This is a genomic window from Acinetobacter sp. G11 (genome assembly GCF_049808495.1).
Lineage (GTDB): Bacteria > Pseudomonadota > Gammaproteobacteria > Pseudomonadales > Moraxellaceae > Acinetobacter > Acinetobacter kookii.
Window position 1 is genome coordinate 79,407 of the sequence record NZ_JBNCAT010000005.1, and the last position, 21,798, is coordinate 101,204.

General features: G+C 42.4%; 23 protein-coding genes. 14 read left to right on the forward strand and 9 right to left on the reverse strand.

What is annotated here, in order from left to right; translation table 11 throughout:
• Positions 1 to 48: 48 nt before the first annotated feature.
• The 6 genes from bfr to gmk all read right to left on the reverse strand — a co-directional run bounded on the left by bfr (position 49) and on the right by gmk (position 4,945).
• Positions 49 to 513 (reverse strand): heteropolymeric bacterioferritin subunit Bfr, encoded by a 465-nt coding sequence (gene bfr / locus ACPUEY_RS03635; protein ID WP_092820182.1) that lies wholly within the window; start codon positions 511 to 513, stop codon positions 49 to 51.
• A gap of 254 nt (positions 514 to 767) precedes the next feature.
• Positions 768 to 962, reverse strand: coding sequence for a bacterioferritin-associated ferredoxin (locus tag ACPUEY_RS03640; protein WP_086174534.1), 195 nt, complete (start codon positions 960 to 962; stop codon positions 768 to 770).
• Positions 963 to 1,184: 222 nt separating this feature from the next.
• Positions 1,185 to 1,568, reverse strand: a complete 384-nt coding sequence (locus ACPUEY_RS03645) for a RidA family protein (RefSeq protein WP_092820181.1) — start codon at positions 1,566 to 1,568, stop codon at positions 1,185 to 1,187.
• Positions 1,569 to 1,637: 69 nt separating this feature from the next.
• Complete coding sequence (locus ACPUEY_RS03650) at positions 1,638 to 3,743, reverse strand: RelA/SpoT family protein (protein ID WP_425121174.1); 2,106 nt, start codon at positions 3,741 to 3,743, stop codon at positions 1,638 to 1,640.
• A gap of 220 nt (positions 3,744 to 3,963) precedes the next feature.
• Positions 3,964 to 4,245, reverse strand: a complete 282-nt coding sequence (gene rpoZ, locus ACPUEY_RS03655; RefSeq protein WP_004896248.1) for a DNA-directed RNA polymerase subunit omega — start codon at positions 4,243 to 4,245, stop codon at positions 3,964 to 3,966.
• Positions 4,246 to 4,321: 76 nt separating this feature from the next.
• Entirely contained in the window at positions 4,322 to 4,945 is a 624-nt protein-coding gene (gmk, locus tag ACPUEY_RS03660; RefSeq protein ID WP_425121175.1) for a guanylate kinase, read from the reverse strand.
• Between the two features lie 135 nt (positions 4,946 to 5,080).
• On the opposite strand from gmk, the gene ispH reads away from it, so the two are divergent.
• The 12 genes from ispH to rplS all read left to right on the forward strand — a co-directional run bounded on the left by ispH (position 5,081) and on the right by rplS (position 16,584).
• Positions 5,081 to 6,031, forward strand: coding sequence for a 4-hydroxy-3-methylbut-2-enyl diphosphate reductase (gene ispH, locus ACPUEY_RS03665; RefSeq protein ID WP_092820178.1), 951 nt, complete (start codon positions 5,081 to 5,083; stop codon positions 6,029 to 6,031).
• Positions 6,032 to 6,194: 163 nt separating this feature from the next.
• A complete protein-coding gene (locus tag ACPUEY_RS03670; RefSeq protein WP_425121176.1) occupies positions 6,195 to 6,722 on the forward strand; it encodes a GspH/FimT family pseudopilin in 528 nt (175 codons plus the stop codon).
• The gene (gene pilV / locus ACPUEY_RS03675; protein WP_425121177.1) at positions 6,716 to 7,258 is read left to right on the forward strand and encodes a type IV pilus modification protein PilV; all 543 of its coding nucleotides are present in this window, start codon (positions 6,716 to 6,718) and stop codon (positions 7,256 to 7,258) included. Before ACPUEY_RS03670 ends, pilV begins: the two co-directional genes overlap by 7 nt.
• Complete coding sequence (locus ACPUEY_RS03680) at positions 7,258 to 8,253, forward strand: PilW family protein (RefSeq protein WP_425121178.1); 996 nt, start codon at positions 7,258 to 7,260, stop codon at positions 8,251 to 8,253. Before pilV ends, ACPUEY_RS03680 begins: the two co-directional genes overlap by 1 nt.
• 2 nt (positions 8,254 to 8,255) lie before the next feature.
• On the forward strand, positions 8,256 to 9,089 hold the full coding sequence (locus ACPUEY_RS03685; protein ID WP_425121179.1) for a PilX N-terminal domain-containing pilus assembly protein: 834 nt from the start codon (positions 8,256 to 8,258) through the stop codon (positions 9,087 to 9,089).
• Between the two features lie 18 nt (positions 9,090 to 9,107).
• On the forward strand, positions 9,108 to 13,274 hold the full coding sequence (locus ACPUEY_RS03690; protein ID WP_425121180.1) for a PilC/PilY family type IV pilus protein: 4,167 nt from the start codon (positions 9,108 to 9,110) through the stop codon (positions 13,272 to 13,274).
• Positions 13,262 to 13,864, forward strand: a complete 603-nt coding sequence (locus ACPUEY_RS03695) for a type IV pilin protein (protein ID WP_425121181.1) — start codon at positions 13,262 to 13,264, stop codon at positions 13,862 to 13,864. Before ACPUEY_RS03690 ends, ACPUEY_RS03695 begins: the two co-directional genes overlap by 13 nt.
• Positions 13,865 to 13,869: 5 nt before the next feature.
• Positions 13,870 to 14,325, forward strand: a complete 456-nt coding sequence (locus tag ACPUEY_RS03700; RefSeq protein ID WP_425121214.1) for a type IV pilin protein — start codon at positions 13,870 to 13,872, stop codon at positions 14,323 to 14,325.
• A gap of 143 nt (positions 14,326 to 14,468) precedes the next feature.
• Positions 14,469 to 14,726 carry a 30S ribosomal protein S16 gene (gene rpsP, locus ACPUEY_RS03705; RefSeq protein ID WP_092820170.1) on the forward strand — a complete coding sequence of 86 codons (258 nt, stop codon included), beginning with the start codon at positions 14,469 to 14,471 and terminating at the stop codon, positions 14,724 to 14,726.
• 30 nt (positions 14,727 to 14,756) lie between these two features.
• The gene (rimM, locus tag ACPUEY_RS03710; RefSeq protein ID WP_425121182.1) at positions 14,757 to 15,305 is read left to right on the forward strand and encodes a ribosome maturation factor RimM; all 549 of its coding nucleotides are present in this window, start codon (positions 14,757 to 14,759) and stop codon (positions 15,303 to 15,305) included.
• A 28-nt stretch (positions 15,306 to 15,333) separates the two neighbouring features.
• Positions 15,334 to 16,074 carry a tRNA (guanosine(37)-N1)-methyltransferase TrmD gene (gene trmD / locus ACPUEY_RS03715; protein ID WP_425121183.1) on the forward strand — a complete coding sequence of 247 codons (741 nt, stop codon included), beginning with the start codon at positions 15,334 to 15,336 and terminating at the stop codon, positions 16,072 to 16,074.
• Between the two features lie 135 nt (positions 16,075 to 16,209).
• Positions 16,210 to 16,584, forward strand: a complete 375-nt coding sequence (gene rplS, locus ACPUEY_RS03720) for a 50S ribosomal protein L19 (RefSeq protein ID WP_086197174.1) — start codon at positions 16,210 to 16,212, stop codon at positions 16,582 to 16,584.
• A gap of 69 nt (positions 16,585 to 16,653) precedes the next feature.
• On the opposite strand, the gene ACPUEY_RS03725 is transcribed toward rplS, so the two are convergent.
• The 3 genes from ACPUEY_RS03725 to ACPUEY_RS03735 all read right to left on the reverse strand — a co-directional run bounded on the left by ACPUEY_RS03725 (position 16,654) and on the right by ACPUEY_RS03735 (position 19,909).
• Complete coding sequence (locus ACPUEY_RS03725) at positions 16,654 to 17,619, reverse strand: lipase family alpha/beta hydrolase (protein ID WP_425121184.1); 966 nt, start codon at positions 17,617 to 17,619, stop codon at positions 16,654 to 16,656.
• Positions 17,620 to 17,804: 185 nt separating this feature from the next.
• Positions 17,805 to 18,788 carry an esterase/lipase family protein gene (locus tag ACPUEY_RS03730; protein WP_425121185.1) on the reverse strand — a complete coding sequence of 328 codons (984 nt, stop codon included), beginning with the start codon at positions 18,786 to 18,788 and terminating at the stop codon, positions 17,805 to 17,807.
• A gap of 89 nt (positions 18,789 to 18,877) precedes the next feature.
• On the reverse strand, positions 18,878 to 19,909 hold the full coding sequence (locus ACPUEY_RS03735) for a lipase secretion chaperone (RefSeq protein ID WP_425121186.1): 1,032 nt from the start codon (positions 19,907 to 19,909) through the stop codon (positions 18,878 to 18,880).
• Positions 19,910 to 20,056: 147 nt separating this feature from the next.
• Between ACPUEY_RS03735 and truB the strand changes: the two genes are divergently transcribed.
• Entirely contained in the window at positions 20,057 to 20,965 is a 909-nt protein-coding gene (gene truB, locus ACPUEY_RS03740; RefSeq protein WP_425121187.1) for a tRNA pseudouridine(55) synthase TruB, read from the forward strand.
• A gap of 16 nt (positions 20,966 to 20,981) precedes the next feature.
• The gene (locus ACPUEY_RS03745) at positions 20,982 to 21,749 is read left to right on the forward strand and encodes a sulfite exporter TauE/SafE family protein (protein WP_180080593.1); all 768 of its coding nucleotides are present in this window, start codon (positions 20,982 to 20,984) and stop codon (positions 21,747 to 21,749) included.
• Positions 21,750 to 21,798: the final 49 nt, after the last annotated feature.

The window sequence follows — 21,798 nt, forward strand, 5'->3', positions numbered from 1 at the left end:
GAATCGACCAGCTAAAACAGCCAGTCAATTGACTGGCTGTTTTTAAACTTAAATTTGGCTTTGAATGTAGTTTTCGATACCGACTTTCTCGACCAGATCAAGCTGGGTGGTGGCCCAATCCAGATATTCCTCTTCTTCTTCTAGAATTTCCTGAACAAGATCACGGGTGACATAATCCATTTCCTGCTCGGCCAAGCTGACCGCTTTTTGCAGGGCTTCGATATTTTCGTTGACTTTACGTACATCGCAATTCAGTACTTCAACAGTATGCTGACCGATATACAACTTGCCTAAATTCTGTAAGTTAGGCAGGCCTTCAAGAAATAGGATGCGTTCAATAATTTTATCTGCATCTTTCATTTGCTGAATCGATTCTTTGTATTCTGCCGAACCCAGCTTCTCAATTCCCCAATCGTTAAACATGCGTGAGTGCAGGAAATACTGGTTAATGGCAGTCAACTGGTGATAAAGCACCTGATTTAACTGATTAATGACGTCACGATTGCCTTTCATTGTAAGTTCTCCATCAACAATTTTTTGCCTTCACAAGGGGTCAGGCAATCAAAAAAAATGATTATTGCAAATATCTTAAACAACAAGCAAAACAATGGCGAGTAGTTTATTGAACAGCAAATGAAAATCGCAATCAAGAACGATAATAGGCGCTATGCTACACGGGAGTGTATAAAAAACCCGCCTAGAGTCATAAGCGGGAGAGGAGAAAATGATCTTTTGATCATTCAGTTTCTCATTAGAATAATCGGGTTTTAGGCTGCCACAGAGATGCGGGCTGCAATTTCTGAAAGTTCTTCGCTAATAATGGCGCGTGCTTCAGGGGCGCAACGGCCACAACAGGTACCTAAATCAAGCAGGTCACGAATTTCACGATAGCTTTCCGCACCATTTGCAACGGCATCTTTAATATCTTGATCGGTAATACCACGACATAAGCATACGTACATTTGAACTGGCCACATAAAAGTGAAATGGGATAAGTGATATTATTGATAATTATTATCGTTTGTCAATGAAATTCATTTGAAATATCATTTATTGTGATTGAGTTTTTGAATAAAAAAATAGCACCTGAGCGGAAATCCGAGTGCTGCTCGGATTTCCGCTCAAGATGAATTGATCATTTAGAACTGATTTTTGAAACGTGGGTATTTAATGAGTTTTATAAATTATTGATTAATAATTACAATACCATCCATTTCAACCAAAGCCCCTTTAGGCAAGCTGGCGACACCTAATGCTGCGCGTGCAGGGTAAGGCTGGGCAAAATATTCACCCATAATCTGGTTGACCAGCTGGAAGTGGGAAAGATCGGTCAGGAAGATATTCAGTTTGGCGATATCTGCCAATGAGCCACCGGCTGCTTCACAAACGGCTTTCAAGTTATCAAATACACGGCGAATTTGTGCCTCAATGCCTTCAACCAACTCCATACTGTAAGGATCTAAACCAATTTGGCCTGAAAGGTACAGGGTATTTTCAACTAAAATCGCTTGAGAATATGTACCAATGGCTGCAGGTGCATTTTCAGTATGGATTACTTGGCGGGACATCGATTTCTCCTTTTATCATCTCTATGCATCATAGCCTAAATTATTCAATAAGAGTGACTTATGTTTGAACTAACTGGCTTTTGATGCTTCAGCAATGTTAATGGGCTGGGCTAAACGGGTAATGCGTGGAAAACCAAAGTGCATGCGTAAATCACGAATAATCTGGGCAATTTGCTTGCGGTTATGCACCACAATATGCACATAGGTTTTGCCTTCATGGGCATGAACCATTTCTACACCGGTTTTTTCCTTCCGGCACTGATAAATCAGGTCAGAAATCTGTTCATCATTCATCAGCATATCAATGCTTAAATAGGCGGTGAAACTGATGTCATCGAAATCTTCAGATGTCCAGTGCAAAGGCATAATATTTTCTGGATGCAGATGCTGTTCATGCAACAGGTTATGACAACGCGCACGATGCACAATCAAGCCACGACGTGAGAGATGTCCCTGAATTGGATCACCAAGCACTGGATTGCAACAATGGGCGTATTTGACATCTACGCCTTCCGTGCCTTGAATAAGACGGGTAGAAGACTGGTTCTCCAGACTTTGTCCTTGAGCAAACAGGTGGTTGGCTACTAATTGCGGTAACAGGTCACCCACCGCAATCTGTTCAAATAGGTGTTCCTTAGATTCGATATGTCGCCATTGCAATATATCGATCCAGTCTGCTTCGGTTAAATCTTTGATGCAGCGATTAAACAGTTTCAGTGCACGGTTCAGGGCTTGCTGGCCGACCAGTTGTTGTTCTTCAATATCTTGATCACGCAAAATATTCTGGATGGCACGACGCGCTTTTTGGGTATTGATGAAGCTGAGCCAGTCCGGATTTGGTGTCGCCAGAACATCGGTAATAATCTCGATCACTTGCCCACTGACCAGTGGTGTGGAAAGAGGGCGGGTTTCCCCATTTATTTTTGCTCCGACAGCATGGTTGCCTAAAAACAGGCTGGCTGAATAAGCAAAATCGACGGCTGTAGCCCCTTGTGGAAGTTCGTGCAAATGGCCATGCGGGGTATACACCCAGATTTTTTCCTGATGCAGATAATCCAACAGATCACTAAAGGTGGTTTTGGCACATTCGCCATCCACCAGTACATTCAGGTTCTGCATAGACGCCTGAATGGCTGAGCGGCAGGCTTGCGGTGCATTTTCACCCAGGACCACCCCAAAACGGGCAGCCTTACGCATCAGCTCGGTCTGGATAGTTAAAGAGAGCGTGGTTTTCTCGCCTTTTAAGCGCATCATTAAAGACTGGTTGCCACCCGGCAATGGACGGCGGATATGATCTTCATAATGTAGAATCTGGAAATTTTCGCGCAGGATTTCTGCCAGACGGTCACAGTCGGCAATACTTTGCAGAATAATCTCAAAAGCATGGCTGTGGGTGAGTTCTTGCAGGTCAATATCGTTTTTGACGAAGTGGCGCAGCAATTCAATATTGTTATTTTTCTTTTTAATACGGCCAGTAATTTGGTGCTGTTGCAGCAGTTCAGTCAGGTTTTTTTCCCAGATACTCTGATATTCACAGCGTTTCGGTTTGGTTTGTAGCAGGGCATTCTGAACATTGTTAAACATATCCAGGTCAAGATTTTGATAGCACAGATGTTCCAGGTTGTCCGCCATCTCGTTCATGCCGACGATACGTGCCATCGGCACAAAAATATCAAAGGTTTCCTGGGCAATACGTGCCCGTTTATCTGGGCGCAACGAACCTAAAGTAGTCATGTTGTGATAACGGTCAGCCAGCTTAATAATAATGACACGTGGGTCTTGCAGGGTGGCTTGCAGAATTTTACGGAAGGAGGCGGCTTTATTATATTCTTTGTCGCTGGAATGGCTGAGTTTGGTTACCCCATCGACCAGCTCGGCCACCGTGCGGCCAAATTTTTCAGTAATGTCTTCTTTGTTGAAATCGGTATCTTCAATCACGTCATGCAGCAGGGCGGCCATCAGGGTTTCGGCATCCAGGCGCATATGCGCAAGAATGCTGCTGACCGCAATCGGATGCAGGATATAGGGTTCACCACTTTTACGGGTGATGCCGTCATGGGCAATATCGGCATAATCGCAGGCCACAAGCACGCGCTCGACATCACTTGCACTTAAGTAAGCGTCGATAATAATTTTGAGCTGTTGTTTGGCTTGGCTGACCTGTGGGCCTGGCATATAACACCTTTATTACTTCAGTTTCTACAATTTAAATCGCTAGAGCTTTAATGAAAAGCATATTGCATGACTTGTCAATTTTTTCATTTAAAAAACAGCAAAAAGATACATCCTAAATAACGTATCTTTAATTTTATGTTATAACGGTTATTCATCCAATATTAAAGTTGTGCAATAAAAAAAGCCTAGTTAAAACTAGGCTTTTTTAAGATATTTTTTCTTATTGGAAAGAAAAGCCATCTAAATTCAAATTGTTTGCAGAAAGTGCAAGGTCAAGGCTAGAAGTTTGATAGTCTTGATCACGTTGTTTCAAAATATCTTTAGATACATGACCTACCGCAATTTCACGTAAAGCAACTACGGTCGGTTTATCGTTATCCCATTCTACAGTTGGTTCAATGCCTTGACGTGCCAATTGACGCGCGCGTTTGCTTGCCACTAGTACAAGCTCAAAGCGGTTGTCTACATGGTCTAAACAATCTTCAACGGTTACGCGTGCCATAAGAATTCTCGTTTGAATATTAAATTTGAACAGACTGGGCAGTATAAAATGCTTTGCCTGCAGACTCAAGTTTTAATCACGGTTCAACAGGAGTAATTAATTTTTCAATCAGTTCCTGATGACGGGCTGCCTGTTGTGCAATCACTAAACGATTGGCAATAATTACGCTTTCCAGATCATGCAGTGCCTTATTAAAGTCATCATTAATAATGACATAGTCAAAGTTTGTATACTGCTGCATATCTTCAACTGCACAGCCCAGGCGGCGCTCAATCACTTCAACAGAGTCTGTGCCACGGTTGGATAGGCGCTGGCGCAAATCGAACTGGCTTGGCGGTAAAATAAAAATTTGTTTCGATTCGGGAAAAAGTTTGCGAACCTGCTGTGCACCTTGCCAGTCAATTTCAAGTAAAACATCATGCCCTTTGGCAAGCTGCTGTTTTACAGTCACTTGAGCTGTACCGTAATAATTGCCAAACACTTCTGCATATTCAATAAAACCGCCTTGCTCAACCAAGGCAAGAAAATCTTCTTTTTTTGAAAAATGATAATGTACACCGTCAAGCTCACCGGGACGTTGGTCACGAGTAGTATGAGAGACAGAAACGTGCAGATTGGTCACACGGTCGAGAAGGGCTTTAACGAGGGATGTTTTGCCTGTTCCGGATGCAGCAGAAACGACAAACAAGAGACCCGACATGATATTTTTCCTGATATGATAAAATATCTTCTCTATTTTAGAGTAGACGACCCGCAAACAAAATAGCCAAGCGTCTTTTTGTTGGCATTTATTTCAAATTATTCCGCTCAACTTCGGGTGAACATTGAGGATCTTATGGAAATTGTATTGGCCAATCCACGTGGTTTTTGTGCAGGTGTCGACCGAGCAATTGCGATCGTCAATCGGGCACTGGAATGCTTTAATCCGCCTATTTATGTGCGTCATGAAGTGGTGCATAACAAGTTTGTGGTGGATGATTTACGTCAGCGTGGTGCCATCTTTGTTGATGAACTGGATGAGGTTCCCGATGACAATATCGTGATCTTTAGTGCGCATGGTGTGTCAAAAGCGGTACAAATTGAGGCGGAGCGTCGTGGTTTAAAAGTCTTTGATGCCACCTGTCCACTAGTTACCAAAGTGCATATAGAAGTGACCAAATATGCACGTGAAGGTACGGAAGCCATTTTGATTGGTCATGAAGGGCACCCGGAAGTGGAAGGCACCATGGGGCAATATGACAAGAAAAATGGTGGTGAAATTTATCTGGTTGAAGATGAAGAGGATGTGGCGGCATTAAAAATCCGTCATCCCGAGAAAGTGGCTTTTGTGACCCAAACGACGCTCTCCATTGATGATACCGCAAAAGTGATTGATGCTTTACGTACAAAATTTCCTGAAATTCAGGGGCCGCGTAAGGATGATATCTGCTATGCCACGCAAAACCGTCAAGATGCAGTACGTGACTTGGCCACTCAATGTGATGTGGTTTTGGTCGTAGGATCTCCTAATTCTTCAAACTCAAACCGTCTGCGAGAGCTGGCGGAACGTATGGGGAAACATGCCTATTTGGTGGATAATGCAGATCAGCTTGATCAAGCCTGGTTTGATGAAAATACCAAAATTGGGGTAACTGCTGGTGCATCGGCACCCGAAATTTTAATCAAGCAGGTGATTCAGCGTTTACAGGATTGGGGCGCGAAAGCACCGGAAGAGCTGGCAGGGCGTGAAGAGAATATTACTTTTAGTTTGCCGAAAGAGTTACGTATTCCTGTAACTCAAGCCTAAAACGTGAATGATTTAACATTCTGAAAAATTTTAAAAATTGACAGATAATTGCTTTTTGGCAATTATCTGTTTTTTTATACCTTTTATCTCTTTGCGTGTCTAATTTGTAAAGGAGTTGGGTATTATTTTTAATAGGGTAAAGTTTTGTTGCCTTGGGGGGAATATGCAAAGAAAAGAACAGGGATTCACTTTAATTGAGCTGATGATCACGATAGCTGTGTTGGCTATTATTGCAACGATGGCAATTCCTTCCTTTGGCGATTTAGTAGCTAAGCAAAAAATAAATGCAGCTACAAGGGAACTGATGGTGGCTGTTAACCAAGCAAAGTCACAAGCTGCAACAATGAAAACAACCGTAGCTCTATGCTTAAACAGAACAAATTCTGATAATGATTTTACTAAAGAAGACTGTGCAACTGTGGCTATTCCTGAATATACGGCGACTACAGGTACTCCACCCGTTAAGGTGTTAACAGATGACCAACAAAAAGAAGTAGTAAAAACTCGGGTTATTTCTGTGCCAGTCGATAAAAAAATAACAGTTTTATCTTCAAGTGCTACTGCAATTTTATTTAATGAAGTTGGAATTGCAACAAGTACAGCAACATTCAGTATCTGTAAGTCCCCATTTATGAGGACGGTAACGGTAACAAGATTAGGAAATATTAGTCAGACTTCAGGGACATGTTAATGAATAAATCTCAAAAAGGTGTAGGACTAATTGAAGTACTAGTTGCACTTTTACTATTGGCAATAGGTGTACTTGGCTACAGTCTATTACAGTTACGTGCGATAGATGCTTCAGGTGAAGCTTTAAATCGTTCACAGGGTATGCTGATTTTAAGAGGTCTAGCTGAAAACATGCGTGCCAATCCATTAGCTCAAAATAATTATCCAACCGCAGTTAGAGGTTATACCAATATTACTGCTGCCCCAACTGCACCTGCTACTGTGTGCTTTAACCCTGCTACAGCTTGTACACCTGCACAAATGGCAGCATATGATGCTTTTATGGCCGCAAGATCTGCATTTGAAATTGGAATGAATATCACTATGGATAATTGTCCTGGAGTGGGTTCAGCCCCACAACAACGACAATGTTTATTTATTGCATGGGGAAATACAACGCTAAGTTCAACCAATGCTGCAGCTAATGTTAGTGGATGCATGGGAGCTACAGGTGTTTATGTGAATGGTTCTAATTGTTTAATGATGGAGGCATATTAATGAAAACTCTATCTTATTCAGGAGTTAAAGTACAAAAAGGTTTTACGCTTGTTGAGTTGATGGTGGCCATAATTCTAGGTTTGTTGATCAGTGCTGCTGCTGTTCAGCTTTTTATAGGAGGTCTGCTCGGTTCTCGTATGCAAGATGCAAATGCAGAACTGCAAAATAGTGGTGTGTTTGGCTTGGATTACGTAGCTCGAGATATTCGTTTGGCTAATTATATTAATACCAATTTCCCGAGTTTAAATGAGCAAACTCCTTGGGGAGGGGTGGTGTTAACAGCAAGAGATGCTACAACAGCAAATGCTAATATACCAATACCAACAGCAGCTCCATTTATTTCCAAAGGCTTATTGAGTCATAGTGTTGGTACAGATGATGCAATAAGCTCGGTTACTAATGAGTGGCAAGGCTTGTCTAATGTTAATCAATCAAGTGATCAACTGACTATTCAATTTGTCGCGCCTAATGACATGTTTAATTGTGAAGGTGAAAGAGTCTTTGCAGGCGATTACGTTATTCAGCGTTATTTTTTAAGACGTGATCCTGCTACAGCGACAACGGGCACAAATTATGGATTGGCTTGTGATGCTAATACTCCGGCAGCCACAGCAGCTGGTGTAAATTCAAAACCTTCAACCATTAGTGGTTTTGGAGGAGCTGGCGAGTTGATTATGCCTCGAGTAGACCATTTTACAGTGCAGCTCGGAGTGCGAAATACGACAGGGAATATGGCATATTACACGATTAATCAATATCGGCTTTTGGCAAAGAATGCGCGAGCTGCAGCTCCACCTACGGAACCTCCACGAATTGTCTCAGTGAAGTTGGCAGTGCTGGTTCGCTCTATGGATAACACGCGTAACGAATCTATAAATCTTACTCAAGCATTTAATACTTTGAATCAATCTGTACGTTTAAATGATCAAAATACCAAGTTTGCACGTCGTGTATATAGCACAGTTGTAACATTTAGAAATGGTCTAGGGGAATAATAATGAGAAAAATTCAACTCCAACACCATCAACGTGGTGTGACCTTGGTAGTGGTTTTAATGATGTTGCTTGTGATTACTATAGTGGGAGTGCTAGCCATTCGTACTGCAATGACATCTTTGAATATCGCCACAAATAGTCAAATTGGGCAATTACTTTTACAAACCAGTGATGCACCTACCAACTTTTTTTTGAATCGAACCAGTTATAAAAATCTCACTTCTATTATGGGAGTAGTTGGTAAAGCTGTAAATGATCAAACTGACCCACTAAGACAAGGCAGAGAATATATCTTTTGCTATCGTCCTACTTCGACAATTCAAACTGGAAGTATTTTAGATGTAACGGTGTTAATTCCTCCAGCAGCAACTGCTGGAGATAATACGAAGGCAACAGTTGACACAACTGAAAGTAATAGAAGTGGTTTTTGTGATTTAGAGAAAGATTTTGGCAGTTCCAGGGAAGCAGTGGTAACACAGGTTGCGGTGAAATATATAGCTGAGACTAACCTGGATGCGGCACCAGGTTCAGATTTAGACCGGGGTACCGATGCCAGCAAGGATTCAAATGTGCAGCAGGGGAAGGTTGAAGGTCGTGTCCGGATTACTTCAACTGCGATCTTGCCAAATTATTCTCGTGAAAGAATATCTATTGTACAAGCAGATTGTATTGGGAATGCAAGTGCAGTTGGTTATATCAATGACAATATAGATGTGGGTTTGCGGACTAAAAAAACGATGGCTCAATGTTTGACTGATTATGGTATTCCTGTGAATACTCAGGTTCAGGAAATTGACCTGAAAACACGTTATGTTCAGGTCAATGCACCAATATAAATGGGGGAGATAATTAAGATGAAAAATCAAAGACAGCAGTCAGGTCTCAAAGAATATACTCACCATTTTAAATATGGTGCTTCATTTATTTGGGCATTTTCAGGAACGATGTTAATTGCTTCATCGGTTGTGCAAGCAAGCGATATGCAGATTTATGCTGTACCCACAGCAGGTAAAAAGACTATCGTTATGATGTTGGATACTTCCGGTTCAATGGGGGTAAACAGTAGCAGTAACTCTATTTATGCGGATTATGAGGTTTGTTCTGATCGTTCAACAGCACAAACAGAAACAGGTGGAAGTAGTCCTTATACTTATACCAGAACTTATTGTTCTGTAGCCTATTCCACCTCAAGTTCTTCAAATTATCAAAGACTTAAAGACCTTTGTTATAATCCGAATAAAAATGCTGATGGAAGTTACAGTACACGGACAGGCGCATTAAAATGTTATGACCGTATTTCGCGTTTAAAGGACGGTATGTTCGCTTTCTTGGATAGTGATATCCCAACTTTAACCAATGTGCGGGTAGGGTTGGGGCACTATTCAGTTAATGGTTCGGGTAACGCAGGGAAAATTTTAGTACCTGCTGGTGTATTGGGTACTGTTAACTCAACTCAGCGAAATGCAATTAGAACTGCTGTCAAAGATTTAACAGCGAGTGGGGGGACACCAACTGCAGCAGCTTATGCAGAAGCAGCAGCGTATTTAATGGGAACTTCAACTGTTGCCTCTGTACAAATCGCTGTAGATGTTTATAAACAGGTCTCAACAAGATCGATTGTGGGTTATTCATGCCCTTATTCTGATTACCCATATCAAAGGACTGATGTAAATCCTCAACGTTGTTATGAGCGTTACGATAGTTGGCGTTCACAACCTTATCGCGGGGATTATGTCAATGCATCTCCAGTTTATGGTGCTGCTACATCTACGACTTATTATAAGTGTAATAGTCTTAACTCTACCGATTTTAATGCAGAAGCTCAAAAATGTAGTTCTTCGGGATGGGTTTCTTTAGGAGCTACAGCTCCAACTGATTTGGCCCAAGCAGGTAATTATGATAGTGGTAGTGATATTATTTATTATAAAAATGAGATGCAAACAGGCACTAATGTTTATAGCGGATTTAGTAGTTCGGTTTCGAGTTCTAAAAAAACAGATTTAATTAGTTATGCTTCACCATTACCTGCAGCAGCTGATCGAGTCAGTTGTGATGGACAAGGTGTTTATATCCTTTCAGATGGACAACCAACCGACAAAACTGATGCTACCCTTAACTCAGTCATGAATGCGAGTTTAAATAGCACAACATTTAATTGTTCTACATCAGGTGCATTAAGTAGTACCCGAGATTGGCATTGTATGAGTAATTACGCCAAAATGCTCTTTAATGGAGGGCTGATTCAAAGTAATACTTCAGATGCAACTAATCCCGTGAATGTACCTATCCAAACAGCTTTTGTAGGGTTTGGTAGTGATTTCTCTGATTTGGGTTCATCTGATGTAATTAATGCGTGTAAATTAACTTCTAGAGCGCAAAGCGACCGTACCGGTGATGATGCTTGTTCTCCTAATCAAGCGACAAATGCGGTGGCTGCTCCAGGTTATGGTAATGGTGGGTTTTTTACCGCGCAAACACCGCAAGGTGTGACAAACAGTGTTATTGCTTTTATTAATAACCTAGGCCCAACACCTTTAGCTCCCTTAACTACAGGAGCCATTTCTGTTCCTGCTGATGCACTCAGTCCATCAGGTTTACAGCCTTATGGCTATTTACGTGCTTTGGAGCCTGATCCACAAAGTGGTAAACTGGCCTGGGCAGGGAACTTAAAACGTTATAAAGTATTGACTTCAGGTATAAATGCAGGTGCTTTTGCGGGCGCAGATAGCAGTACTTTGGTTTATAATGCAGATGGGTCATTTAAAACTGGAACAAAAGATTTGTGGAATAGTTCTGCTGTTTATAACAATAACAGTTATAACGATGGCGGTATTATTGGGTTAGGAGGTGCGTATTCTCGTGTGCCTATGCCAATCAATGGGCAAGCCGAAGATTTAACGGTTAGTCCTATACGATATGGGTATGCTGCAAATCCAAACGGTCTGCGTCGGCTCTTTACCGATGTTGATGTAACAGGCGGTGCAACTTTAACGGGTGCAGGTAATGGCGCAAGCTTATTGCGTATACCTGAATGGCCTGTATCTCCTGCAGCCGCGCCTTCTAATGTTCCTAATTATGTGCTAGATAAGTTTGGTACGCAAACTACATTAAAAGATATGCCCGTGTTAGTAAAACAAAAACTTTTAAATTATCTAGGTTATAGCGTACCGTTAGATACAACTACAACGGGATCATCAACATTACCAAGCACATTGCCTATTTCAGCGACCCCCCATTTAGCTATGGGAGGAAGTATCCATTCTTTCCCGGTTCAGATGACTTATTCAGGTACTTTAGATGCTTCTGGTAATTTAACAGCTACACGTAGTCAATCTATCCTCTACGGTACTATGGAAGGTGGTTTGCATATTGTTGATAGCAGCACAGGTGTAGAACAAATGGTGTTTGTACCTGCTGAATTGCTTCGCAATACGACTACATCAAAAGCGTTAGTTAAAGCTCAAACTGATTTAAATGCACCACAAGCAGGCTTGGATGGTGCATGGGTTGCTGATTCATTATATGTTGCTCAAAAAGCAAGTTCTTCGACCGACTCGAACTCAGTTAAAGCAAGCCGCATGAATATATACGGCGGTTTAAGAATGGGAGGAGAAAGTTATTACGGCTTAAATGTACTAGATCCAACTGCACCCAAGTTTTTATTTAGAGTAGGCCGAGATCAAGCTAACTTTAGTCGTATGGGACAGTCCTGGTCTAAACCTGTACTTGCAAACATTCGTTATAACAATCAAATTAAACGTGTCATGATTGTTGGTGGTGGGTATGATGCCTGTTATGAAGATCCTACATTTACTCTGGCAACCACTGGCGATAATTCATCTTGTACTACCAAAACTAAAGCTCAAGGTAATGCGGTTTATGTTATTGATGCGACTACCGGGGCACGTTTATGGTGGGCAAGTGATACGGGGGCAGATACAAATAATACAAATATGAAGCATAGTATTGTAAGCCGTATTAGTGCAATTGACCGTAATGGGGATGGTTTGGTTGACCATTTGTATTTTGGTGATTTGGGTGGTCAAGTTTTTCGTGCAGATTTAAACAATACCGCAGGAACTACAACTGCAAACTTTGGTAAACGAGTTGTACGTTTAGCAAACTTGGCAACGGATTCATCTGGTGTAGCATTAACTGACGGTAAAAATCCACGTTTTTACGAAGCACCAACTGTGACAATTCATGATCAAGGTGCAACAAGCTTTATTGTGGTGGGTATTGCAGCTGGCAACCGTAGTACACCCCTAGATGTCTATCCTATTGTTGGTCGTGAGGGTATGCTGCCAGTAAATGCGTTGTCAGACCGTCTTGTCAATAATGTCTACGGTTTGATTGACCGCGATTTTATTAAGAGAAATTTATTTACTGAAGCAAATAATCCAGATGGGACAGCTTTCTCTTTATCAACTCAAAATGTAGATATGAGAACTTTACAGAAAGATCCTCAGTTATTAAGTGGAAATATTCCAAATATTTTCATTGGGACATCTGCTACTAAGAATGGTTGGTATCGTTCACTTTCAAGTAATAGTCTAGGGCAAGAACGCGCTGATAATAGTTTCCGTATCAAAGGTGGGATGAAAGCATTTGAAGAACCAATTGCATTGACTGGTAATTTGATTGTCCCTGTTTACGATCCACAAGGCACAGGAATCGCACCTCAAAATCCATGTTTGCCACGAGTTGTCGGTGAAACAAATCGTCAGCGTTATTGCCTACCTTATGGAGTTTGTGTAAACCCAGATGGCACCGTCAATAGAAATGCTGAAGAGGATACCGGGTTTAAAACTAAGACCATCGGTTGTCCTGTGGGTGTGGCAGAATGTAATGATAATACTCTTGGGGCAGGAATTGTGGGAGTTACCCCAGCCCCAATAACAGAGCCGACGGATGGTTCATGTCCTGATTTTACGATTGCAGGTAATGAAAAAGGAACTGGAAAATGGAAATGTATTCCAACCATTAATCCGACACGATGGTATGAAAAATGGAAAAAATAATTAAATATAATAAAGGGCTATCTCGACCGACTTATGTGTTTGGTCGGTTGGGAGGATTTTCAAAAGGATTTACTTTAATTGAATTAATAGTTGTATTGGTGATTATTAGTATATTTGCAGCATTTACTATTCCTAGCTATCAGGAATATGTTCGGAGATCAGATGCCTCTATGGCACAACAAGAAATGCAAAAGATTGCTGAGCAATTGGAGCGTCATAAAGCAAAGAATTTTACTTATAGAGGGTTTAATCCTAATTTTTTGTATGGAGAAAGTAGCATGATGTCTTCAGTTACTTTGCCTAGAGGAGTATCAGGTTCTCGTATAAAATACACAATTACAATTCAAGATGGAGATGATCCATCTAAATTGTTAACTTCTGTAGATGCAAGCACCCCACCAAAACCTGATGTAAGGGGACGGATATGGGTAATGAAAGCAGAAACTAATGATACAAAAAATTATAATTTTTTGATGAGTAGTAATGGTGTACGTTGTAAAAACAGAGCCAAGGAACTTCTTGAATATAAAAACAGTGATACACAACAAGCTAGTTGTGGCTCTGTAGCAACTGGAAGTGAAGAGTGGTGAAATATATGTATAAAAGAGGTTTTACGCTTATAGAGTTAATGATTGTGGTTGTTATCATTAGTATTTTAGCAGCTATAGTTTATCCATTTTATACCAATTATAAAATTCGAACGGATCGTGTAAATACTCAGTCAGAAATGCTACAAATAGCACGTAATTTAGAAACTTATAAGATGGCAAATAATAATTACGCTGGCCGTACGGCCATAAATGTGTATGGAGCTAATACCATTCCGCAAACAAGACCACTCTATGATATTGAATTAACAGACGTAAGTGGCGTTGCTTTGACTGCTAATACAGCACAGATACGAACTTGGTTGTTAATTGCAAAGCCTAGATCCGGAACTACGCAAGCTAATAATGGTTGGATTTGTTTAAACGATCAAGGACAAAAGTTCTGGGCTCAGGGTGCAACAGCGTGTGCACTTTCAGCCACCTCAAACTGGGACGGTCGCTAAGATAAATTCAAACTGTGGATAACCTGAAATTTGATCTTTCTTTCAGCGCAAATATAACGTAAAATATTGCCCTCTATGAAAGGGGTTTGAAATGTATCGATGGTCGGTACAGGGATAATCCGTAAAAACTATAAGGTTGTATCATGGTAGTTATTCGTCTTGCACGCGGTGGTGCTAAAAAACGTCCGTTCTATCAAATTATTGTAACTGATAGCCGCAATGCGCGTGACGGTCGTTTCATCGAACGTATCGGTTTCTTCAACCCTACAGCTCAAGGTAAAGCAGAAAAACTTCGTTTAGATGCTGACCGTTTTGCTCACTGGGTAGCACAAGGTGCTCAACCTTCTGAACGTGTTGCTTCTTTAGCTGCTCAAGCTAAGAAAGCTGCAGCTGCTGCATAATTTTTATATAAATTAGGTAGTAGTTTGCCCATGACACCAACACAGAATGTTCCCGAAGATCGTATTCAGATTGGACAGTTACGTTCAGCTTATGGATTAAATGGGTGGCTCTGGGTCTATTCCAATACAGAACCTATGAGCAACATCTTTGACTATCTGCCTTGGTACATTGAGACCAAAGCAGGTTGGCAAACAGTAGATGTAAAACGTTGGAAACCGCATGGCAAAGGCCTGGTTGTTTCGCTAAAAGGTGTGAGTGATCGTACTGCAGCGGATGAACTGGTTGGCTCAAATGTCTGGATTTCAAAAGCGCAGCTTCCGAAAGCAGGTGTGGACGAGTATTACTGGTCAGATTTAAAAGGCTTAACCGTGTTGGGTCTGAATGAAGAAGACCAGGAAGTTAATCTCGGTAAAATCCATGAACTGTTTGAGACCGGTGCCAATGATGTGATGGTGGTTCACGCAACACCAGATAGCGTTGATGCTGAAGAGCGTATGATTCCATGGCATAAAGATGTGGTACAACGCGTTGATATTGAAGCTGGTCGTATTTACGTCAATTGGGGCGTAGACTACTAACAATTTTTCGGAAATACGGGAGTCTGCGATGTTTTTTGCAGTCATTACGCTTTTTCCTGAAATGTTTGAAGCGATTACAGCCTATGGTATTAGCGGGCGTGCGGCGAAACGTGAAATAGTACAGGTCACTTGTATTAATCCACGCGATTATGCTGAGGGCAACTACAAAAGAGTGGATGAACGTCCATTTGGTGGTGGTCCCGGTATGGTGATGATGGCAGAGCCTCTGGCTAAAGCAATCAACCATGCCAAAGAGCTTGCGCAAGAGGCAGGAGCGGTGAACGTGCCTGTGGTGTATATGTCACCGCAAGGTAAAACCTTAAACGAAGCTGCGGTACAAGATTTCGTTCAATATGACGGATTGATTGTACTGTGTGGACGTTATGAAGGGGTCGATGAACGTTTGATCCAGCATTATGTTGATCAGGAATGGTCAATTGGAGATTACGTCTTGTCGGGTGGTGAACTGCCTGCGATGGTTTTATTGGACAGTATTATCCGGAGACTTCCGGGTGCCATTTCAGATGAACAATCTCACGTGCAAGACTCATTTGTGGATGGTCTTCTAGATTGCCCACAATATACCAAGCCAGACCATTTTGAAGGTTTGGAGGTGCCTGAAGTACTTAAATCCGGGCATCATGCCAATATTGAAAAATGGCGGTTTTTGCAGCGCTATCAACGCACCTTGGAACGCAGGCCAGAGCTTGTGGGAAAAGTTGAGCTGACCAGCCAGCAAAAAAAATGGCTACGAGATTTGAATACTTAATCGTATTCGTTAATAGGCTTTTTATGCATTGAAGCGGTCAAGCATAAAAAGAAATATAATCGGGTATATGCGCTTTAGCCTCTATATCCAGTGGAATTCAGACCCTTCTGAGCCACACATTATTGGAGATACCCCATGAGCGGTAAGCATCCTTTAGTACAAGCTGTAGAAAATGCTCAGCTTAAACAAGACATCCCAGCTTTTGCACCAGGTGACACAGTAGTTGTCCAAGTAAAAGTAAAAGAAGGCGACCGTGAACGTCTACAAGCGTTCGAAGGCGTTGTTATTGCTAAGAAAAACCGTGGCTTGAACTCTGCGTTCACAGTACGTAAAATTTCTAGCGGTGTTGGTGTTGAGCGTGTATTCCAAACTCACTCACCAATCGTTGCTGGTATCGAAGTGAAACGTCGTGGTGACGTTCGTCGTGCTAAACTTTATTACCTACGCGAATTGTCTGGTAAAGCTGCACGTATTCGTGAAAAATTGCCAGCTCGTAAAACTAAAGCTTAATTTTAAGTTTTATACGAGTAAAAAAAATGCGCCTGTTGGCGCATTTTTTTATGTCTGACATTTCAGTGGTTACAAGCCTTGCTGTTTCAAACGGTTGGCATGCTGGCGGTAGACATCTACCGGATCGGGTGCAAATAAAGATTTCAAACCCAGGACCTGATTGACTTCATCTAAATGGTTCCAGTTATAGTTATCGCGGATGGTTTTACCAAACTTGGCACTGCAACGCGATACCAGACCATCATTTTCTTTACCGCCATCAATCAGCAAACTTGTTACTTTTAAGGCACCATCAGGGTCTAGCAAATTGGTTACTGTCCCGACACCGGTAAAGGAATAGTTATAAATGCCCTGGTCGAGTAACTTGCCTTCGCCACAAGCTGTGCTTGGCATGCCGATAGGGAACTTGGCATTAAACTGTGCAGAGCCTGCAAGGGTTAAGCTTGTTCCGCCTGCAAGTGAATCATGCGGAAAGCTTTGCGGGTCAAGCCCTTGTGCCCAGGTAATGGCTTTGGAAACAAAATTGATGACCCCTACGAGTGGGCCTTCGATCGCTGTGCCTTCAGCAGATAAAATCAGGTCTGCCACAGGCGAGCCTTTATGTGGCGCACCTACACCTGTCATGGAAGCAACTTTGTCTGGCAATGCTCCGCCCACATAGCGAATGGTTGGGCCACCATGCGAGTGACCAATCAGATTGACTTTTTCTGCGCCGGTTAATGCCAAAATTTCTTCGACTTGCTGTACCAGTTGCTCGCCACGAATTTCAGATGAATTAAATGGCGATACGCGGGTGGCCCAGACATTGGCACCGTTTCGTGCCAAGTCGGGCAAAATCTGATACCAGTAATCAAGACCAAACTGGTCTGTACCTACGGTAATGAAGCCTGCCATACCATGACTAAAGACAATCGGGTATTTGGTTTTTGCATAGGTTGAGACCGCGTTCGCTGTCACCTGTGAAGTATTGGATGCCTGAGCCGTACCCAATAGCGTGCTGGTGATTAGACCAGCGAGTAATAGTCCATATTTCATAAAAAATCCTCATTTTTTATATTTTCTTGATGCTTTTATTTTTAGACAATTTAGATTGTCATATTGATTATTGAATAAGGCAGAATGAAATAACGATAAGTTATCGATCAGTGAAATATATAGATGTAACAAAATGTTTTTAAACCAGGCGCACATCAGGGAAAATATCCCGGATGTGCTGGCTATTATAAACCTTGTAATTTTAAACGGTTGGCATGCTGTCTAAACAGGGTAACTGGATCAGGGGCGAACATTCCTTTTAAACCAAACATCATATTGGCCAGATCGGTATGGTTCAGGTTGTAGTTGTCACGAATGACTAGACCGATATGAGAACTGCAACGCGCCACCATGCCATCATTGTCTTTGTTGCCATAAGACAGCGGACCAAGCTGCATCAAGATGCTATCAATGTCCAGCAGGTTGGTGGTTTGTGCAGTTCCACCCCAAGAATAGTAATAAATGCCTTTATCTACTTTGGCACCGCTCTGGTTACAGTCAGAAGCTAAAGCAGAGGTTGGGAAACGTTTATTAAAGTTTGCCGATTCCACTTCAGTCAGAGACTTCATTGAAGCATCAAAGTTCACGGGAATGTCCGGATTGGCTTGAGCCCAGGTCATCAGTGGCCCAATGATGTATTGTCCCAGAATATTGAAGGCAGTGCGGCTAATGCTATTACTCTGAATATCATCGGCGACTTTAGAACCGCGATAGGTTCCGCCCACGCCCGTGACTGATGCCACATATTGCGGTTCTACGGCTGCGACATACTGTACGGTTGGGCCGCCATGACTGTGACCAATCAGGTTCACTTTATCCTTTCCCGTAATTGCGAGCACTTCTTCGACTTGAGCAATCAGCTGTTCACCACGGAACTCGGTGGTATTGGCAGGGGAGAGCTGTGCGGCAAAAACAGTCGAACCATTGCGCGCCATATCAGGCAAAATCTGATACCAGTAATCAATATTGAAACTGTCATCGCCGATGCGTGACCAGCCCAACCAGCCATGGGTCATGACAATGGGATACCGGGTCTTGGCATAGTCGGATTTGACCGTTTCTTGAATCTGCAAAATTCCTTTTGCTGCCTGTGTTTCAACTGTAAGACCGCATGCGAGGGTCATCATGACAGCAAGCGTTAGCGCTTTTTTACTTTTTAAAGTTTTCATCAACTTTTCCTTTTAATACTTTTGTTTTTATTCATATTAGTACATCCATAAGTTGATCCATCTGATCTCCTTATCAGACGCCATTAAGATTATTCGGTATATGGTAATTTTCCTCCCTGATCATGGATGGTTTCAAAAGTCCCGACTCGTAGTTGTTCTTGGGGTTTATTAAAGTGCTGAGTCCGTAATTTTTGTACGGCTTGCTGCTTGGCCTCGTCACTCATGCCGCTTTTCATGATGCTGTCCCGTTCAGCCAGATACTGATTGACCTTGTCTTTCCAGTCATTGCGTTGCTTATCTAGGGTTTCTAAACGTTGCGTCGCCTCAGGACCGACCAGATTCATGCGCATCTGATGAATATCTTCGGCTGAACCGCCACGCGCTTTAATATCCGCGGTGAGTTTACGCAGATCTTCCAGTTTATTGAGCTGTTCGAGATTTTCTTTCCAGTCTTCAGGTAACTGGTTGAAAAGGTCTTTTAATTTTTGTGCTTTTTGTGCTTCGGTTAAGCTCTTGTCTGCCAGAACGGTCATGCGGTTGAGCGTGTATTCATGATAGGTATCTTCAGTACCAAATAAGCCTTCAATTTCGTGATCAGAGAACAGCTGTTTACGCAGGTTTTTCATATGGGCAAAAATGCTTTGATAATATTTAGGATCTTCCTTGTCGATATTGGGAGGCTGCAACTCGCCCAGTTTTTCCCGGTAATTGATATAGCGGTTCCACAAATCAATAATTTGTCCTAAAGCGGGTTCTTTATAGTTTTGCTGGATATAAGCTTTGAAATCATGTTTGATTTGCTTGAGATCTTTTTCGCCATACTGGGTAATGAAATATTCAAAACAGTTGCGGGTCTGTTCATTCACAATCAAGCGATTGGCATTGTCCAGGCTTAACTGACAGTTCACTTCGGTGTCTTGCTGGCTAGGACTGACCAAAGCCCGACTTTGGTCTGTGGGGGCAGGCATTGATGAGGTTAAGGTAGGAGGTGGTGCATTAAGGTTTTGAACAGCATCAGTTTGTTCTGCGGTGGACTGGGATGGGGCGAGCCAAAATAACAGCACGCCTAGACATACCAAAATTACCAGCAAAATAATCCATAATTTATGATGTTTATGCATTTCCTATGCAACCTTCTTTTTCTGTTTATTAAGGTTCTAAAATTGAACTCAATTTGCCATAAAAAACTGAATAAAACGTAGAAAAGTTGTAAAAAATGACAAGCGGTTGCTAACATAGCAGCCGTTTGAACTTGATTGATTTTCACTATGAAAAAGACTTCACCTAAAATTCAGCGCCGTCATATCAGCGGCGTATTTTTACTGAATAAGCCTCTAGGTATCAGTTCAAATGCGGCCTTGCAAAAAGTGCGCTGGCTCTATCGGGCAGAAAAGGCCGGACATACCGGCGCACTGGATCCACTGGCTTCAGGCTTACTGCCCATCTGTTTGGGTGAGGCCACCAAATTTTCCCATTATTTACTCGATTCGACCAAGCGCTACCAGACCACGATTCACTTGGGGCACAGCACCACCACCGGTGATGTTGAAGGTGAGGTGCTGCTGGAACAGGCTGTACCTGCATTGACGGAAGACAAAATAAAGCAGGTTCTGGAAAAATTTGTTGGCGATATTCAGCAAGTGCCACCCATGTATTCGGCACTGAAAAAAGAAGGCCGTCCGCTGTATGAATTGGCGCGTAAAGGGATAGAAATTGAACGGGAAGCCCGTCCGATTCATATTTATGCCATCGAATTACTTTCTTTTACTGAAAATAGTATTACCCTTGAGGTGACCTGTTCTAAAGGCACCTACATTCGTGTATTGGGCGAAGATATTGCCCAAGCCTTGGGTACATATGGTCATCTGACTTATCTGCACCGGATTAAAACCGGTCATTTTGACCTGATTCCTGAATATACGATCGAATATCTGGAGAGTCTGACTGAACAGCAGCGAGAGGCTTTGTTGCTGCCTGCCTATGCACCGGTCGATCATTTTCCTAAAGTTCAGGCACCTGAAGGACGTGCAGAATATTTTAGCCGTGGCATGGAAAGCAATATTGAACATGCTGCGGAAGCACAGGTGCTGGTGTTTGATGGCGAAAAATGTTTAGGTCTGGCTGAAATTACCGACCGTAAGCGCCTGGTTCCGAAACGCGTGTTAAATCTCGAATAATTGTTGAAATAAATGTATGGAAATTGAAATTGTCTTAAGCCTTCTGTTTTTTGCATTTTTTGCCGGTGCGATTGATGCAGCAGTAGGAGGTGGCGGGTTGATTCAAATTCCGGCCATTATGAATGCCATGCCGCAACTGTCGCCAGCGACGGTGTTTGGCACCAACAAGCTGTCCTCGATTTGCGGTACTGCATCGGCGGCCTATTCATTTGTGCGTCAGGTCAAACTGCGCTGGAAGCTGCTGGCGGTTATAGCCAGCTGTGCTTTTGTCAGCTCCTTTGCCGGGGCGGCCTGTGTCAGCATGATTCCCAAAGAAGTGCTGCGTCCTTTTGTGCTGGTGATGCTGATTGTGATTGCCATCTATACCTTTATGAAAAAGCAGTTTGGGCAAGTGCATGTACGGCAGGAACTGACACCGAAAATCTTGCTGCTGGCCGCTGCGGGTAGCCTCGTGATTGGTTTTTATGACGGCATTTTTGGTCCGGGCACCGGCAGTTTTTTTATCTTCTTTTTTATCCGTTATCTTCAAGCGGACTTTTTGCATGCTTCGGCATTGTCCAAGGTGGCCAATTTAACCACCAATCTGGCGGCACTGAGCTTTTTCGCCCCTACGGGGCATGTCCTGTTTGGCTTGGGGCTGATGATGGCTGCCGCCAATGTAGTCGGTTCAATAGTCGGTGTGCGAGCTGCCTTGAAATACGGCAGCGGTTTTATCCGTATTCTGTTTTTAATTTTAGTCAGCATCCTGATTGTTCGTTTGGGATATCAGACCTTTTTTCCGTAAATCATTCCCGATATTAAAATTTTTTATACAAATTGCTTCATCTCGTCAC